Origin of the sequence: Streptomyces sp. NPDC002884 (assembly GCF_040295245.1) — a bacterium.
GTDB lineage: Bacteria > Actinomycetota > Actinomycetes > Streptomycetales > Streptomycetaceae > Streptomyces.
The window spans coordinates 468,987-484,451 of sequence record NZ_JBEOVB010000005.1 but is presented as its reverse complement, the minus strand read 5'-3'; the positions used below and the strand labels follow the sequence as shown (position 1 = coordinate 484,451).

14 protein-coding genes are annotated in these 15,465 nt (G+C 70.6%); 5 read left to right on the top strand and 9 right to left on the bottom strand.

Going from position 1 to position 15,465, the window contains the following annotated elements; translation table 11 throughout:
• Window positions 1-14 precede the first annotated feature (14 nt).
• Window positions 15-1,814 carry an AMP-binding protein gene (locus ABT070_RS14440; protein WP_351759481.1) on the bottom strand — a complete coding sequence of 600 codons (1,800 nt, stop codon included), beginning with the start codon at window positions 1,812-1,814 and terminating at the stop codon, window positions 15-17.
• A gap of 375 nt (window positions 1,815-2,189) precedes the next feature.
• On the opposite strand from ABT070_RS14440, the gene ABT070_RS14435 reads away from it, so the two are divergent.
• Window positions 2,190-3,326 (top strand): acyl-CoA dehydrogenase family protein, encoded by a 1,137-nt coding sequence (locus ABT070_RS14435; protein ID WP_351759478.1) that lies wholly within the window; start codon window positions 2,190-2,192, stop codon window positions 3,324-3,326.
• Window positions 3,323-3,724 carry a RidA family protein gene (locus ABT070_RS14430; RefSeq protein ID WP_351759475.1) on the top strand — a complete coding sequence of 134 codons (402 nt, stop codon included), beginning with the start codon at window positions 3,323-3,325 and terminating at the stop codon, window positions 3,722-3,724. The genes ABT070_RS14435 and ABT070_RS14430 overlap by 4 nt, the downstream gene beginning before the upstream one ends.
• A gap of 306 nt (window positions 3,725-4,030) precedes the next feature.
• Here the strand turns inward: ABT070_RS14430 and ABT070_RS14425 are convergent, their stop codons facing one another.
• Window positions 4,031-4,234, bottom strand: coding sequence for a DUF5999 family protein (locus tag ABT070_RS14425; RefSeq protein WP_351759473.1), 204 nt, complete (start codon window positions 4,232-4,234; stop codon window positions 4,031-4,033).
• A 229-nt stretch (window positions 4,235-4,463) separates the two neighbouring features.
• Here ABT070_RS14425 and ABT070_RS14420 point away from each other — a divergent pair, with 229 nt between their 5' ends.
• A complete protein-coding gene (locus tag ABT070_RS14420; RefSeq protein WP_351759471.1) occupies window positions 4,464-4,892 on the top strand; it encodes a DUF6299 family protein in 429 nt (142 codons plus the stop codon).
• 196 nt (window positions 4,893-5,088) lie between these two features.
• Here the strand turns inward: ABT070_RS14420 and ABT070_RS14415 are convergent, their stop codons facing one another.
• The 4 genes from ABT070_RS14415 to ABT070_RS14400 form a co-directional block, all read right to left on the bottom strand.
• Window positions 5,089-6,162, bottom strand: a complete 1,074-nt coding sequence (locus ABT070_RS14415) for an ABC transporter ATP-binding protein (protein WP_351759667.1) — start codon at window positions 6,160-6,162, stop codon at window positions 5,089-5,091.
• Window positions 6,163-6,302: 140 nt separating this feature from the next.
• Window positions 6,303-7,163 (bottom strand): molybdate ABC transporter permease subunit, encoded by an 861-nt coding sequence (gene modB / locus ABT070_RS14410; RefSeq protein ID WP_351759468.1) that lies wholly within the window; start codon window positions 7,161-7,163, stop codon window positions 6,303-6,305.
• Entirely contained in the window at window positions 7,160-7,987 is an 828-nt protein-coding gene (gene modA, locus ABT070_RS14405) for a molybdate ABC transporter substrate-binding protein (RefSeq protein WP_351759466.1), read from the bottom strand. The genes modB and modA overlap by 4 nt, the downstream gene beginning before the upstream one ends.
• A gap of 59 nt (window positions 7,988-8,046) precedes the next feature.
• The gene (locus ABT070_RS14400) at window positions 8,047-8,433 is read right to left on the bottom strand and encodes a TOBE domain-containing protein (RefSeq protein ID WP_351759464.1); all 387 of its coding nucleotides are present in this window, start codon (window positions 8,431-8,433) and stop codon (window positions 8,047-8,049) included.
• 240 nt (window positions 8,434-8,673) lie between these two features.
• Here ABT070_RS14400 and ABT070_RS14395 point away from each other — a divergent pair, with 240 nt between their 5' ends.
• Window positions 8,674-9,201: a molybdopterin-dependent oxidoreductase gene (locus ABT070_RS14395; protein WP_351759664.1), complete on the top strand. Its 528-nt coding sequence runs from the start codon at window positions 8,674-8,676 to the stop codon at window positions 9,199-9,201.
• A 168-nt stretch (window positions 9,202-9,369) separates the two neighbouring features.
• Here the strand turns inward: ABT070_RS14395 and ABT070_RS14390 are convergent, their stop codons facing one another.
• From ABT070_RS14390 to ABT070_RS14380, 3 genes are all read right to left on the bottom strand, one after another.
• Window positions 9,370-9,768, bottom strand: coding sequence for a TOBE domain-containing protein (locus ABT070_RS14390; protein ID WP_351759461.1), 399 nt, complete (start codon window positions 9,766-9,768; stop codon window positions 9,370-9,372).
• A gap of 242 nt (window positions 9,769-10,010) precedes the next feature.
• Complete coding sequence (locus tag ABT070_RS14385; protein WP_351759459.1) at window positions 10,011-11,540, bottom strand: UDP-N-acetylglucosamine 1-carboxyvinyltransferase; 1,530 nt, start codon at window positions 11,538-11,540, stop codon at window positions 10,011-10,013.
• A gap of 64 nt (window positions 11,541-11,604) precedes the next feature.
• Window positions 11,605-11,805, bottom strand: a complete 201-nt coding sequence (locus ABT070_RS14380; RefSeq protein ID WP_351759456.1) for a DUF4236 domain-containing protein — start codon at window positions 11,803-11,805, stop codon at window positions 11,605-11,607.
• Between the two features lie 917 nt (window positions 11,806-12,722).
• On the opposite strand from ABT070_RS14380, the gene acnA reads away from it, so the two are divergent.
• Complete coding sequence (acnA, locus tag ABT070_RS14375) at window positions 12,723-15,440, top strand: aconitate hydratase AcnA (RefSeq protein ID WP_351759453.1); 2,718 nt, start codon at window positions 12,723-12,725, stop codon at window positions 15,438-15,440.
• Window positions 15,441-15,465 lie beyond the last annotated feature (25 nt).

The window sequence follows — 15,465 nt, the reverse complement described above, 5'->3', positions numbered from 1 at the left end:
TTAGGTCTTCGGTATCACTGCTGGTCACCATTGGTGTAATCACTGACGTGATCTTCACTGCGGCCCTCGACGTGGCCTCCGACGTGGCCTTCGACGTGGTCCTTGACGTGGTTCTCGGCATGGTTTTCTGCGAGGCTCCCGCCGGGGGCTTCGGCGCGGGCTTCCCCGTGGCCCTGGGTGCGCAGCCGGAATCTCTGGAGCTTCCCGGTGGCCGTGCGGGGCAGCGCGTCCAGGAAGACGAACTCGCGCGGGCACTTGTACGGTGCCAACTCCTCTTTGAGGAAGGTGCGCAGGGCCTCCGCGTCGCGCCGGGCGCCCGCTCTCAGGACGGTGAACGCGACGACCGCCTGCCCCCGTTGCTCGTCGGACCGTCCCACGACCGCCGCCTCGACCACGTCCGGGTGGCGCAGCAGCGCCTCCTCGATCTCGGGGCCGGCGATGTTGTACCCGGCCGAGATGATCATGTCGTCGGCGCGGGCGACGTACCGGAAGTAGCCGTCGGCCTCGCGGACGTAGGTGTCGCCGGTGACGTTCCAGCCGTCGCGCACGTACTGCTCTTGACGCGGGTCGGCCAGGTAGCGGCAGCCGACCGGGCCGCGTACGGCGAGCAGTCCGGGCTCGCCGTCGGGCACGGGCCTGCCGCCCGGGTCCTGCACGCGCGCGTGCCAGCCGGGGACGGGGACACCGGTCGTCCCGGGCCTGATGCGTTCGTCGGCGGCCGAGATGAAGATGTGCAGCAGCTCGGTGGCGCCGATGCCGTTGATCAGCCGGAGCCCGGTCCGCTCGTGCCAGGCCCGCCAGGTGGCGGCGGGCAGGTTCTCGCCGGCGGAGACACAGCGGCGCAGAGAGGAGACGTCGTACGCGTCGGAGTGGTTGGGGTCGCTGCCGTTGTTGCGGTCCTTGCGGTCCTTGCGGTCCTTGCGGTCGTGCAGGTCGTCGAGCATCGCGCGGTAGGCGGTGGGAGCCGTGAACAGCACGGTCACCCGGTGTGCGGCGATCGCGGGCAACAGCTGCCGGGGGCCCGCCTGTTCGAGCAGCAGCGCACTGGCGCCGGCCCGCATCGGGAAGACCACCAGTCCGCCGAGGCCGAAGGTGAAACCGAGCGGGGGACTGCCGGCGAAGACATCGTCCGGAAGCGGTTTCAGAACGTGCCGCGAGAAGGTGTCGGCGATCGCCAGCACGTCCCGGTGGAAGTGCAGACAGCCCTTCGGGCGGCCGGTGGTGCCGGAGGTGAAGGCGATCAGCGCCACGTCGTCGGAAGCGGTTTCGACGGCTCGGTACGGCTCCGGCGGTGCCGACCGGTTCAGCAGATCGTCGGGGGCGTCACCGCCGTAGGTCGTGATCCTGAGCCCGGGTATCTCCGCCTTGGCGAGGTCGTCCACGGCCCGGATGTCGCAGAGCGCGTGCTCCACCCGCGCGATCTCGCACATGGTGCGCAGCTCGTTCGGCCGCTGCTGGGCCAGGACGGTGACCGCGATGGCGCCCGCCTTCAGCACCGCCAGCCAGCAGGCCGCGAGCCAGGGTGTGGTGGGGCCGCGCAGCAGCACGCGGTTGCCGGGGACGACTCCCAGGTCGCCGCTGAGCAGATGCGCGATCCGGTCGACGCGGGTGCGCAGCTCCCCGTACGTCCAGGACGGCCCGGAGCCGGTGTGGAACACGGGCCGTTCCGCGGCGGCGTGGCCGAGCAGCTCGACGGCGCAGTTCACCCGATCGGGGTAGTCCAGTTCGGGGAGATCGAAACGGAGGTCGGGCCAGTGGCCGGGCGGCGGAAGGTGGTCGCGCGCGAAGGTGTCGACGTGGGCCGAGACGTTCATGGGCGTTCGCCCCCTTGCCTGGAGGGACTTGTCCGGCTGGGCTGCCCGGGCGGGCGTCGTCTTGGGGTCGCGCAAGGAGCGTAGCGCGTTGGTGACGACAGTCAACGGTACGCGATATCGTCGGGGGAGACGCTGGGGAGACGCCGACGGCAGGGCTGAACATGAGGAGCACGAACACAGCACGGCAACCGCGTTTTCCCCGGCACGGCGGAAACGCTCACGGCAAGCCCGCCGCAGCGGAAGCAGCATGGCGGAAACGCTTACGGCAACGGCAGGTCCGTTGCAGCGGAAACAGGTAGCGCAGCGACAGGCACGGCAGGAACAGACGCGGCAGGGGCAGGTACGGCAGGTCGCGCACGGCAGAGGGGACAGGCGATGCCCGCATTCTCGCTCGAACCGGCACAGGCCGCCTGGTGCGCCGAACTGCGCGCCCTCGCCGCCGAACGGCTGCGCCCACTTGCCGAGAAGGGCGAACCGGGTCACGTCAACCGCCCGCTCGTCGCCGAACTCGGCCGGCTCGGCCTGCTGCCGCGGCTGTTCACCTCCGGTGCCGTCGATCTCTGTCTGATGCGCGAGTCCCTCGCGTACGCCTGCACGGAGGCGGAGACCGCGCTCGCGCTCCAAGGACTGGGCGCGCATCCGGTCCACGCCCACGGCACCCCCGCCCAGCGGCAGCACTGGCTGCCCCGCGTCACCGACGGCACCGCCATCGCCGCCTTCGCCCTGAGCGAGCCGGGTGCGGGCTCGGACGCGGCGGCCTTGTCCCTGGCCGCCGAACGGGACGGCCCGGACGGCTGGCGGCTCACCGGGGAGAAGTGCTGGATCTCCAACGCGCCCGAGGCCGACTTCTACACCGTTTTCGCCCGCACCACCCCGGGGGCCGGCGCCCGGGGCGTAACCGCCTTCCTTGTTCCCGCCGACCGTGCCGGCCTCACCGGCTCCACCCTCGACATGCTCTCCCCGCACCCCATCGGCGCCCTCGGCTTCGACGCCGTCCCGGTCACGGCGGAGGACGTGCTCGGTGAGCCCGACCGCGGCTTCCGGGTCGCCATGGGCACCCTCAACCTGTTCCGTCCCAGCGTCGGCGCCTTCGCCGTCGGCATGGCCCAGGCGGCCCTCGACGCGACCCTGGCCCACACCGCCCGACGGGACGCGTTCGGCGGCAAGTTGAGCGGCCTCCAGACGGTCGCCCACCAGGTCGCCGAGATGGCCCTGCGCACGGAGGCCGCGCGTCTGATGGTCCACGCCGCGGCGACGGCGTACGACAGCGCTGCTCCGGACGTCCCGAAGCGTGCCGCGATGGCCAAGCTGTTCGCCACCGAGGCCGCGCAGTACGTCGTCGACACGGCCGTCCAACTCCACGGCGCACGAGCCCTGCGGCGCGGCCATCTGCTCGAGCACCTCTACCGGGAGGTGCGCGCTCCGAGGATCTACGAGGGGGCCAGCGAGGTCCAACGCGGGATCATCGCACGGGAGTTGTACGCCGAACTCGCAGATCTGGAGGCCAGGTGACCACCCGACGCGTCAACCCGCCCGAACTCTCCCCACCCGTCGGCTTCTCGCACGCCGTCGTCGCCACCGGTGGACGGATCGTCTTCCTGGCGGGCCAGACCTCGCTCGACGCCGACGGGAAGATCGTCGGGGAGTCGCTGCCGGAGCAGTTCACCCGGGCGCTGACGAATCTGCTGGCCGCGCTGACGGCGGCGGGCGGTACGGCCTCGGACCTGGCGCGCGTCACCGTCTACGTCACGGATGTCGCCGTGTATCGCGAGAAGGCCGCTGAACTGGGCGCGATCTGGCGGGAGGTGGCGGGCCGCGACTACCCGGCGATGGCGGTCGTCGGGATCGTACGACTCTGGGACGAGCAGGCACTCGTCGAACTGGACGGGTTCGCGGTACTTGACCAGTGAATCGGGCTCGTAACCGGTATCAGTACGCGGTTTCCGCAACCGGTATCTGCCGACCTGTTTCCGTAACCGGTGTCAGCGACTTGTTCCGTAACCGATGTCCGTAACCGATGTCCGTAACCGGTTTCCGTGGCCGGTGTCGGTAACCGGCTTCAGCAACCGGTGTCGGTGACCGGCTTCAGCGACCGGCGTCAGTAACAGGTATCAGTAACCGCCGCCAGTAACCGCCATCAGTAACCGCTACTGGTAACCGCCACCGGCGTCCGGCTTCGGCGAGGGTGGTCGGCGGGCCGGCCTCGGTGATCAGGGTCAGGCGGCGACGGCCAGTTGTCCGGCGGTCACCCGGTGCGGGTCCACGACCCGGCCGTCGGGCAGCAGTTCGCCGGAGTCGTCGAAGACGATGGTGCCGTCGCACAGCAGGTTCCAGCCCTGCTCGGGGTGGGCGGCGACGATGTGTGCGAGGTGTGCCGGGCTGGCCTCGGCAGAAGCGCTGGGAAGCTGGTGAGAACACATGGAGCACCTCCACGTCGGTGGGGTCGGCCGTCCGGTCGGCCCCATGGTTAGACCATGCGCCCGGCCCGCGGGCTTCTCCAGAGGGTGCTCGCAAGCGTGACAGCACCAGGACAACTCCAGGACCGTTCGTCGACGACCGGTGCGGACTCGCCACCGAAGGAGTGACGATCACCGCCCGGGACGTGCCCGCCCGGTACCTGTGGAGGCCCCCACAACAGGAGGCACTCCCATGTCGTTGCGTCCCGCCCTCTCCGCGGCCGTCGGCGCCGTTCTGCTGCTGCTCGCCGTCCCGACGGTCACGGCCGCCGCCGATCCGTCTGAGTCCGTCACCGTCGACCAGGTCGGCGGCATCGCCTCGGACGGCACCGTCACCCTCTCGGGCACCTACCGCTGTGCAGGCAACACGGGTCCCGTTTTCGTCAGTTCCTCGGTCGGCCAGGGTTCCGGCAAGGGCCGGCACGGCATCGGCGGCACGCGTGCCGTGTGCGACGGCGCCGAGCACGTCTGGAAGAACACCGGCAAGGCCGCCCCGGCGGACCTCGTTCCCGGAGCGGCCCACGTCGAGGCCACGCTGATGGAACTCCACCCGCAGGGCAGCCTGCCGTTGCCCCGCTTCCGCGCGGCGCAGGAGCGGGACATCACCCTGACCGCCGGCTGAGCGGCCGCCCCCGCCCCCGTCCCCGTCCCCGCCTCATCGAACCGGCAGGTCGGGGAGCCGCCGTTCCCGCCCCTGCCGTTCCCGCCCCCGTCGCTCCCGGACCGGCCGGTCCGGGAGCCGTCGCTCCCGACCTTGCCGCTCCCGCCCCCGCCGTGCCTGCCCCCGCCGGTCCCGGTGTCGGTTCAGGCCTGTCGATTCAGACCGGGTAGGCGTGGGTCTGGGTGGCCTTCACCGTCGCCCAGACCCGCGCGCCCGGGTGCAGGTCGAGTTCGGCCGCGGCGACCGTGGTGAGGTCCGCGGCGAGCGGGAGTTCGCCGGTGAGGTCGGCGCGGATCTGGTCGCCGTGGGTCTCCAGGCCCGCGACCTCGCAATGCCAGAGGTTGCGGGCGCTGGCGCCGGTCGGGCGGTCGCGGTAGAGGGTGACCGCGCTCGGCGGGAACGCCACGAACACCGGGCCGGACAGGACCTCGGTGGTGGTGAGGGGCGGGCCGGCGTCGAGGCGCACGGTGTGGCCGTCGGCCTCGCCCCGGTAGAGGTTCAGGCCGACCAACTGCGCGATGTAGTCCGTACGGGGATGGCGGGCGATGTCGGACGGCGCCCCCTCCTGGACGACCCGCCCGTGCTCGACGACGACCAGCCGGTCGGCGAGCACCATGGCGTCCAGCGGATCGTGCGTGACCAGGACGGCGACGGCCTCGAACTCAGCCAGATGGCGCCGGAGTTGGGCACGGACCTCCAGCCGGGTGCGCGCGTCCAGCGCCGCCAGCGGCTCGTCGAGGAGCAGCAGCCGAGGTCGGGTGGCCAGCGCACGGGCCAGGGCGACCCGCTGGGCCTGGCCGCCGGACAGCCTGCGCGGCTTGGCTCCGGCGTGTGCCGCCAGACCCAGGCGGTCCAGCCACGCGGCGGCCCGGGCACGGGCCTCCGCCTTGGTCGCGCCCTGGCAGCGCGGCCCGAAGGCCACGTTGTCCAGGGCGGTCAGATGCGGGAAGAGCAGATAGTCCTGGAAGACGACACCCACCGGGCGGGACTCCGGCGGCACACCCTCCAACGCGCTGCCGTCGAGCCGTAGCCGGCCGCCGGTGAGCGGCGTCAGACCGGCGAGCGCGCGCAGTGCGGTGGTCTTCCCCGCACCGTTCGGACCGAGCAGGGCGACCACCTCACCCGGCGCCACGCTCAGCGCCACGTCGAGACGGAACGTGCCGCGCTCCACGACCAGGTGGGCGTCGAGCCCGTCCACGGGGGTGTCGGCGCGGACGCCGGGCCCGTCCATGGACGCGTTCGTGGACGCCTCCAGGGACGCGCCGGCGGACACGTCGGCGGACGCGTCGGCGGACGGGCCGGCGCGGCGGACGTCGTGGACGGCCGGGAAGCCGTCGGCGGTCTTCCGGGGCTCGGCGTCCTGGGGTTCGGTCATCCCGCTGTCATCCAACGGTCGCGCAGGCCCGCCAGCACGGCGACGGACACCGCCAGCAGAACCAGGCTGAGGGCGATGGCGGCCTCCGGGTCGCTCTGAAGGGCCAGATAGACGGCCAGCGGCATGGTCTGGGTACGGCCGGGGAAGTTGCCGGCGAAGGTGATCGTCGCGCCGAACTCGCCGAGCGCCCGCGCCCACGCCAGGACCGCTCCGGCCGCGATGCCCGGCGCGATCAACGGCAGCGTGACCCGGCGGAACGCGGTGAAACGGGAGGCGCCGAGGGTCGCGGCCGCCTCCTCGTAGCGCGGGTCGGCGGCGCGCAGGGTGCCCTCGACGCTGATGACGAGGAACGGCATGGCGACGAACGCCTCGGCGATCACGACCCCGGTGGTGGTGAACGGGAGCGTGACGCCGAACCAGGAATCGAGCCACTTCCCGACGATGCCGTTGCGGCCCAGGGCCATCAGCAGCGCCACACCGCCGACCACCGGTGGCAGGACCAGCGGCAGGGTGACGAGGGCCCGCACGAGGCCGCGTCCGGGGAACTCGACGCGGGCCAGCAGCCAGGCCAGCGGCACGCCGAGCACCAGACTCACGGCGGTCGCGGCGGTGGCGCAGACCAGCGACAGCCGGAGCGCCTGCCACACCTCGGCGCTGGTCAGCAGCGCGGGCAGGCTGTGCCACGGGGCCCGTACCAGCAGGGCGATCAGCGGCACGACCAGAAACGCCAGACCGATCAGCGCGGGCACCAGCAGGGGCAGCGGCACGCCGCGCGCCTGGGCCCGGACACGCCGACGCCGCGGCCCACCCCGGACGGTGTCGGCCGCGACGTCGGACCTGCCGGTCGGGAGGGTCACGGCTGGAGGAACCCGGCCTCGGTCAGGACCTTCTGGCCCTCGGCGGACCGCACCAGCGCGATGAACGCCTTGGCGGCGTCGGCGTTCTCGGTGTCCTTGAGCTGGACGATCGGGTAGTCGTTCACGGCGTTGGCGGACTCGGGGAACTCCACGCCCTCCACCTTGTCACCCGCCGCGTGTACATCGGTCTTGTAGACGACGGCCGCGTCGGCCTCCTTCAGCTCGACCTTCGTCAGGGCGGCCTTGACGTCCTGCTCGTAGGAGACGGGGGTGAGCTTCAGCTTGGCGGCGTCGAGGGCCTTCTGGGCGGCGGCGCCGCAGGGCACCGTCTTGTCGCACAGCACGACCTTCAGTCCCGATTTGGTGAGGTCCTTGAGTGAGGCGATCTTGTCGGGGTTGCCCGGCAGGGTGGCGATCTCCAGCTGGTTGCGGACGAAGGTGGCGGGCGTCCCCGAGGCGTCGCCCGCGTCCGTCACGATCGCCATCGTCTTGGGGCTGGCGGACGCGAACACGTCCGCCGGGGCGCCCCCGGTGATGCTCGCGGCGAGGGAGTCGCTGCCGCCGAAGTTGAAGGTGACCTTCGTACCCGGGTGCGCCTTCTCGAACTCCTTGCCCAGCGTCGTGAAACTCTCCTTCAGCGAGGCCGCGGCGAACACGGTGACCGTGCCGGACAGCTTGTCCGACGCGGACGCGGACGCGGAGGAGTCCGACTTCGCCGACGAGGAGTCGTCGGACGACGAGCAGGCGCTCAGGGCCAGCAGCGCGGTGACTCCCAGGGCGGCCACCTGCATCGGTCGGCCGGTCCGGCGCGCGGTACGGGTCATCACGGGTCCACTCCCTCTGGTCCTGACGGACACAATCACGTGTGGTCCTTGCGGACCGTCTACGGTCTCTCGACGACCACGTTGGTCGACTTGATCACGGCAATCGCCGGAACCCCGGGCTCCAGCTCCAGTTCGTCGGCCGACTCACGGCTGACCAGCGCCACCACCCGGAACGGTCCGGCCTGGATCTCCACCTGCGCCGACACATCGCCGAGGAGCACGTCGGTGACGATGCCGGAGAGGCGGTTGCGGGCCGAGGAGCCGGTGGACCCCCATTCCGCACGGTGCACCTGCCGGGCGTAGGCCGCGAGGGCCGGCCCGGGGATGATCCGGCGGCCCAGCTCGTCGCGTTCGGCGGTGAGTTTCCCGCCGTCGACCAGGCGCCTCACGGTGTCGGCGCTGACACCGAGCAAGGCGGCAGCATCCCCGATCCGGTAGGTGTGCATGCGCTGATGATACTGCCGCAGATGCGAGGGGAAAGTCTCCTGTCGCTTCGCATGAGCCGGAACTGCGATCGACGGGGGTGGCATGTGCGTTTGCACGGGAGGTGGCTCCGGGTACGGTCATCCAGGAGGTGATAGCCCATGAGCCAGTCCCTCGCAGCCACCGGCCCGACCGTCGGCCCGACCACTGGTACGGCTACCCCTACGACCGCCGGCGCGGCCACTGGTACGACTGCTGCTCCTGTGACCGCCGGCGCGACCACCAGTACGACCGCTGGCACGGCTGCCGGTACAGCTGCCCCTGCGACCGCCGGTACGGATGCCGGTCCGGCGGCGGAACTCGTCCTCGCCGGTGATCTGACCCGGCCCGCCCGGCTCTCGGTGTCCGACCTGCTCGGCTGGCCGCAGCACCGGGCCGACGTGACCTTCGAGTGCGCCACCAGCGGCGTCCGGCACCACCGTTTCACCGGACCGCTGCTGCACGAGGTCCTGGCGGACGCCGGCCCCGGCTTCGACCCTGCCCGGCGCAAGGACCGCCTGCGCTTCCTGATCGCGGTGTCCGGCGCGGACGGCCACCACGCCCTGCTGTCCTGGGCGGAGATCGACCCCGACTTCGGGCGCGCGCCCGTCCTCCTCGCGGTCACCATCGACGACACCCCGCTCGACCGCGCCGGACCCCAGCTCGTCCTGCCGCAGGACCGGTGCGGCGCCCGGCACATCAGCGGCGTCAGCGCGATCCGCGTGGACGGCGGCTACACCTCGTGGGCGTGACGCTCGGCGATATCCGTCCGGCGACGCAGGAGGGCGGCCGGTGAGCCGGGTGGAACCGACCAGCCCTTCCTGGCCCGTGCCGTCCGCGATGCCGCCTGACAGCTCGGCCCCTGACAGCTCGGTGGCCCGACAGTTCGGTGCCCCGACAGTTCGGTGCCCCGGCAGGTCTCAGGTCCGGTCGATGTGCACGTTGGTCGACTTCACCCGGGCGGTGGCCTCCACCCCGACCTCCAGCCCCAGTTCCTCCACGGCCTCCCGCGTCAGCAACGACACCAGCCGGTGCGGCCCGGCCTGGATCTCCACCTGGGCGGCGACATCACCGAGTTTCACGGCCGTGACGATGCCGGGAAACGCGTTACGGACCGAGGTGTACGAGGAGGCACCCTCATCGCCGCCACCGCTCTTGGCCAGCTCCACCGAGAAGGCAGCCAGATCCCGGCCGTCGATGAGGCGTCGTCCGCCCTCGTCGCGGTGCGTGGCCACCCGGCCCGCGTCCGCCCACCGTCGCGCGGTATCCGGACTCACCCCGAGCAGACGCGCCGCCTGGCCGATCGTGTAGGACTGCATAGGCGCCAAGATAGGCGATCAACGGCCACCCGACCGTGCAGGGGTCTCGCCCCTCCGCAGCCGGGAGGAACCGAGTCCTGGAGAGCCCGGAAGCCGCGAGCCCCGGAAGCCGCGAGCCCCGGAAGCCGCGAGGCTCAGAAGCCCCGAGGCTCCGAGACAGAGCCGCAGCGCCGCCGCGCCCTTCCCGGACCCGCACTCGTGCAGGTCGAAGCAGACGCGGCGGCATTCACCTCTCACACCTCTCAGATGTCCCGGAAGATCTCGATCTGCGCCCCGACGGAGTTCAGCCGCTCGGCCAGGTCCTCGTAGCCGCGGTTGATGACGTACACGTTGCGCAGCACCGACGTGCCCTCCGCCGCCATCATCGCCAGCAGGACGACCACCGCGGGCCGCAGGGCCGGCGGGCACATCATCTCGGCGGCCCGCCAGCGCGTCGGACCCTCGACCAGCACCCGGTGCGGGTCGAGGAGTTGGAGCCGCCCGCCGAGTCGGTTCAGGTCCGTCAGATAGATCGCGCGGTTGTCGTAGACCCAGTCGTGGATGAGGGTCTTGCCCTGCGCGACGGCCGCGATGGCCGCGAAGAAGGGGACGTTGTCGATGTTCAGCCCGGGGAACGGCATCGGGTGGATCTTGTCGATCGGCGCCTCCAGCTTGGAGGGCCGGACCGTGAGGTCGATCAGACGGGTGCGGCCGTTGTCGGCCGGGTACTCCGGCGTACGGTCGTGGTCGAGCCCCATCTCCTCCAGGACCGCCAGCTCGATCTCCAGGAACTCGATGGGTACCCGGCGCACCGTCAGCTCCGACTCCGTGACGACGGCGGCGGCGAGCAGGCTCATCGCCTCTACCGGGTCCTCGGAGGGCGAGTAGTCGACGTCGACGTTGATGTTCGGCACACCGTGCACGGTGAGCGTGGTGCTGCCGATGCCCTCGACCCGCACCCCCAGCGCCTCCAGGAAGAAACACAGATCCTGGACCATGTAGTTGGAAGAGGCGTTGCGGATAACGGTTACACCGTCGTACCGGGCCGCCGCCAGCAGCGCGTTCTCGGTAACAGTGTCTCCGCGCTCGGTCAGCACGATCGGCCGGTCCGGGCGGACGGCGCGGTCGACGACGGCGTGGTACTGCCCCTCCGTCGCCGCGACTTCCAGCCCGAACCGGCGCAGCGCGATCATGTGCGGCTCGATGGTCCGCGTACCGAGGTCGCAGCCGCCGGCGTACGGCAGCTTGAAGTGGTTCATCCGGTGCAGCAGCGGGCCGAGGAACATGATGATGGAACGGGTGCGTACGGCGGCCTCGGCGTCGATCGCCGCCATGTTCAGCTCGGCCGGCGGCACGATCTCCAGGTCGACGCCCTCGTTGATCCAACGGGTCCGTACGCCGATGGAGTTCAGGACCTCGAGGAGACGGTAGACCTCCTCGATCCGGGCGACCCGGCGCAGCACCGTGCGCCCCTGGTTGAGCAGCGAAGCGCACAGCAAGGCCACGCAAGCGTTCTTGCTGGTTTTCACGTCGATCGCGCCGGACAGCCGACGGCCGCCCACGACCCGCAGGTGCATCGGTCCCGCATAGCCCAGAGAGACGATTTCGCTGTCCAGAGCTTCACCGATTCGAGCGATCATCTCAAGGCTGATGTTTTGGTTGCCTCGCTCGATGCGGTTGACCGCGCTCTGGCTGGTTGCGAGCGCCTCGGCCAGCTGTGCCTGTGTCCAGCCCCGGTGCTGCCGGGCGTCACGGATGAGCTTGCCGATGCGTACGAGGTAGTCGTCTGCCATGGGGCTGAGGTTATCTCAGATATGAGATGGCACCTCTCGGGGGGTCCATTCGGGTGACGTCCCGTCAATGGTGCCCGCCCTTACGCGTACGGCGCCACCCGAAAGGTCCGGGCAAATCCACCGATGTCGTACGGCGTCCGGTACTGCTGTGCGTGTGACGGGGGCCGTGCTTGCCGCCGCCGGTCGTGATGGACCAGGAGCGCCGATTGATGTTCAGCCGCACTCCGGGAAGGATGCGGAAACTCTTGCGGAAGGTGAGGGGCATCGAGGCTCCTTCGTCGCGTAGCGTCTGTTCGCACACGTCTACCCCGACTCGGCGGACCCATGACCGGTGTGCTGCCAATGCCCCTCTCTCCGAGGCCCGTTCAGGCGTCGACATCCCGCACCGCCGTCACCGTGACCGTCGCGCGCGGTGCAGTGCGGTGCGGTGCGGTGAAGCGGCGTGGTGTGGTGATGCGGTGTGGTGAAGTTGCGGCCCCTCGCATCGATTGCGGTCCCGCCCTCGGGCGGCGCCTCGGTCGCAGAGTCGGCCACTGGGCCGGCCGCCGGATCGGTCGGCCGGAAGGCGGGTGAGGATGCCATGGGCAAGCGTCTGGTCCAGTCGGGTCCAACCAGGTCCAGTCGGGTGACCCGGGTGTAGGCCCACTCCCCGTCGAACCGTCTTCGCACCGGCTCGCCGAACCTGTCCGCCTCCCTGATCGCGTCGGCGGCCTTCGCGGCCGGTGCCCGACAGTCGTCCGTGCCGCGCCGCGCCGCAGGGTCACCCCGAGGCCGATGGGCGAGCCGGGCGCCACTCGCGGGTAGGCGCGGGTAGGCGCCGGTGGCACCGGCAGAGGTGCTGGTCGGTGCCGGCCGCCTCCTTCCGTCTGTGCGCCGCGTGGCCGAGGTCACGGACGACGTGCGCTTCGGCGGCGGCATACTCGGCAGCACTTCCCGGCGGGGGCCGTCGGCCGGGCCTGCCGAGTGCGGAATCCGGCGCTCCCGGGGGACGGGCAGCGAGCCCGGGCATGACCATTCAGCCCCCATGTACTAGAGTTATCTCGACATCGAGATATCTGCCGAGGCGCCCCGCAGTCGCCACCCCAGTAAGGGTTACCTAACTTAGCCTGACCTTAGCGGATCGGCCAAGTCTGCGTGGCGGCAGGATGCGGTGGTAAGCGCACATCAAAGAAGGAGACTGTCGTGTCGGCGAACAGCTTCGACGCCCGCAGCACGCTGCAGGTGGGCGACGAGTCGTACGAGATCTTCCGGCTGGACAAGGTGGAAGGCTCGGCTCGCCTTCCGTACAGCCTGAAGGTGCTGCTGGAGAACCTGCTCCGTACCGAGGACGGCGCGAACATCACCGCCGACCACATCCGTGCGCTCGGCAACTGGGACTCCCAGGCCCAGCCGTCGCAGGAGATCCAGTTCACGCCGGCCCGCGTGATCATGCAGGACTTCACCGGCGTGCCCTGTGTCGTCGACCTCGCGACCATGCGTGAGGCCGTCAAGGAGCTCGGCGGCGACCCGGCGAAGATCAACCCGCTGGCCCCGGCCGAGCTGGTCATCGACCACTCCGTCATCGCCGACAAGTTCGGCACCAACGACGCCTTCGCCCAGAACGTCGAGCTGGAGTACGGCCGCAACAAGGAGCGCTACCAGTTCCTGCGCTGGGGCCAGACCGCGTTCGACGAGTTCAAGGTCGTCCCGCCGGGCACCGGCATCGTCCACCAGGTGAACATCGAGCACCTCGCTCGCACGGTCATGGTCCGGGGCGGCCAGGCCTACCCCGACACCCTGGTCGGCACCGACTCGCACACCACCATGGTCAACGGCCTCGGTGTGCTGGGCTGGGGCGTCGGCGGTATCGAGGCCGAGGCCGCGATGCTCGGACAACCGGTTTCGATGCTGATCCCGCGCGTCGTCGGCTTCAAGCTCACCGGTGAGCTCACTCCCGGCACCACCGCCACCGACCTCGTGCTGACCATCACCGAGATGCTCCGCAAGCACGGCGTCGTCGGCAAGTTCGTCGAGTTCTACGGTGAGGGCGTCGCCGCCACCTCCCTCGCGAACCGCGCCACCATCGGCAACATGTCGCCGGAGTTCGGCTCCACCGCCGCGATCTTCCCGATCGACGACGAGACGCTGAAGTACCTCAAGCTCACCGGCCGCTCCGAGCAGCAGGTCGCGCTCGTCGAGGCGTACGCCAAGCAGCAGGGCCTCTGGCTGGACCCGCAGGCCGAGCCGGACTTCTCCGAGAAGCTCGAGCTGGACCTGTCCACGGTCGTCCCGTCCATCGCCGGCCCGAAGCGCCCGCAGGACCGCATCGTCCTCGCGAACGCCGCCGAGCAGTTCAAGACGGACGTACGCAACTACGTCGACTCCGTGGACGAGGCCGGCCAGGAGTCCTTCCCGGCCTCCGACGCCCCGGCCGTCGCCCCGAACGGCGCCCCGTCCAACCCGGTCACCGTGACCGCCCCCGACGGCTCGACGTACGAGCTCGACCACGGCGCGGTGACGGTCGCGGCCATCACCTCCTGCACCAACACCTCCAACCCGTACGTCATGGTCGCCGCCGCGCTCGTAGCGAAGAAGGCCGTGGAGAAGGGCCTGACCCGCAAGCCGTGGGTCAAGACCACGCTCGCCCCGGGTTCGAAGGTCGTAACCGATTACTTCGACAAGGCGGGCCTCACCCCGTACCTCGACAAGGTCGGCTTCAACCTCGTCGGCTACGGCTGCACCACCTGCATCGGCAACTCCGGCCCGCTGCCGGAGGAGGTCTCCAAGGCCGTCAACGACCACGACCTCGCGGTCACCTCGGTCCTCTCCGGCAACCGGAACTTCGAGGGCCGGATCAACCCCGACGTCAAGATGAACTACCTGGCCTCCCCGCCGCTGGTCGTCGCCTACGCCCTCGCGGGCTCCATGAAGGTGGACATCACGCGCGACGCCCTCGGCACGGACCAGGAGGGCAAGCCGGTCTTCCTGGCCGACATCTGGCCCTCCGAGGCCGAGGTCAACGACGTCGTGGCGAACTCCATCGGCGAGGACATGTTCAACAAGTCCTACCAGGACGTCTTCGCGGGCGACGCCCAGTGGCAGGCGCTGCCGATCCCGACCGGCAACACCTTCGAGTGGGACAGCGAGTCGACCTACGTCCGCAAGCCCCCGTACTTCGAGGGCATGACGATGGAGACCACCCCGGTCTCCGACATCACCGGCGCGCGCGTCCTCGCCAAGCTGGGCGACTCGGTCACCACCGACCACATCTCCCCGGCCGGTGCCATCAAGGCCGACACCCCGGCGGGCAAGTACCTCACCGAGCACGGCATCGAGCGGCGTGACTTCAACTCCTACGGCTCGCGCCGAGGCAACCACGAGGTCATGATCCGCGGCACCTTCGCCAACATCCGCCTGCGCAACCAGGTCGCGCCGGGGACGGAAGGCGGGTACACCCGCGACTTCACCCAGGCCGACGCGCCGGTGTCGTTCATCTACGACGCCTCGCGCAACTACATCGAGCAGGGCATCCCGCTGGTCATCCTGGCCGGCAAGGAGTACGGCTCCGGTTCGTCCCGCGACTGGGCGGCCAAGGGCACCGCGCTCCTCGGCGTCAAGGCCGTCGTCGCCGAGTCCTACGAGCGCATCCACCGCTCCAACCTCATCGGCATGGGCGTCATCCCGCTGCAGTACCCGGCGGGCCAGTCCGCCGAGACCCTCGGCCTGACCGGCGAGGAGGCCTTCTCCATCGCCGGCATCACCGAGCTGAACGACGGCACCACCCCCGCCACGGTCAAGGTCACCACCGACACCGGTGTGGAGTTCGACGCGGTCGTCCGCATCGACACCCCCGGTGAGGCGGACTACTACCGCAACGGCGGCATCCTGCAGTACGTGCTGCGCAGCCTGATCCGCAAGTAACCGATCGGGCAAGCGGTTCCGCAAC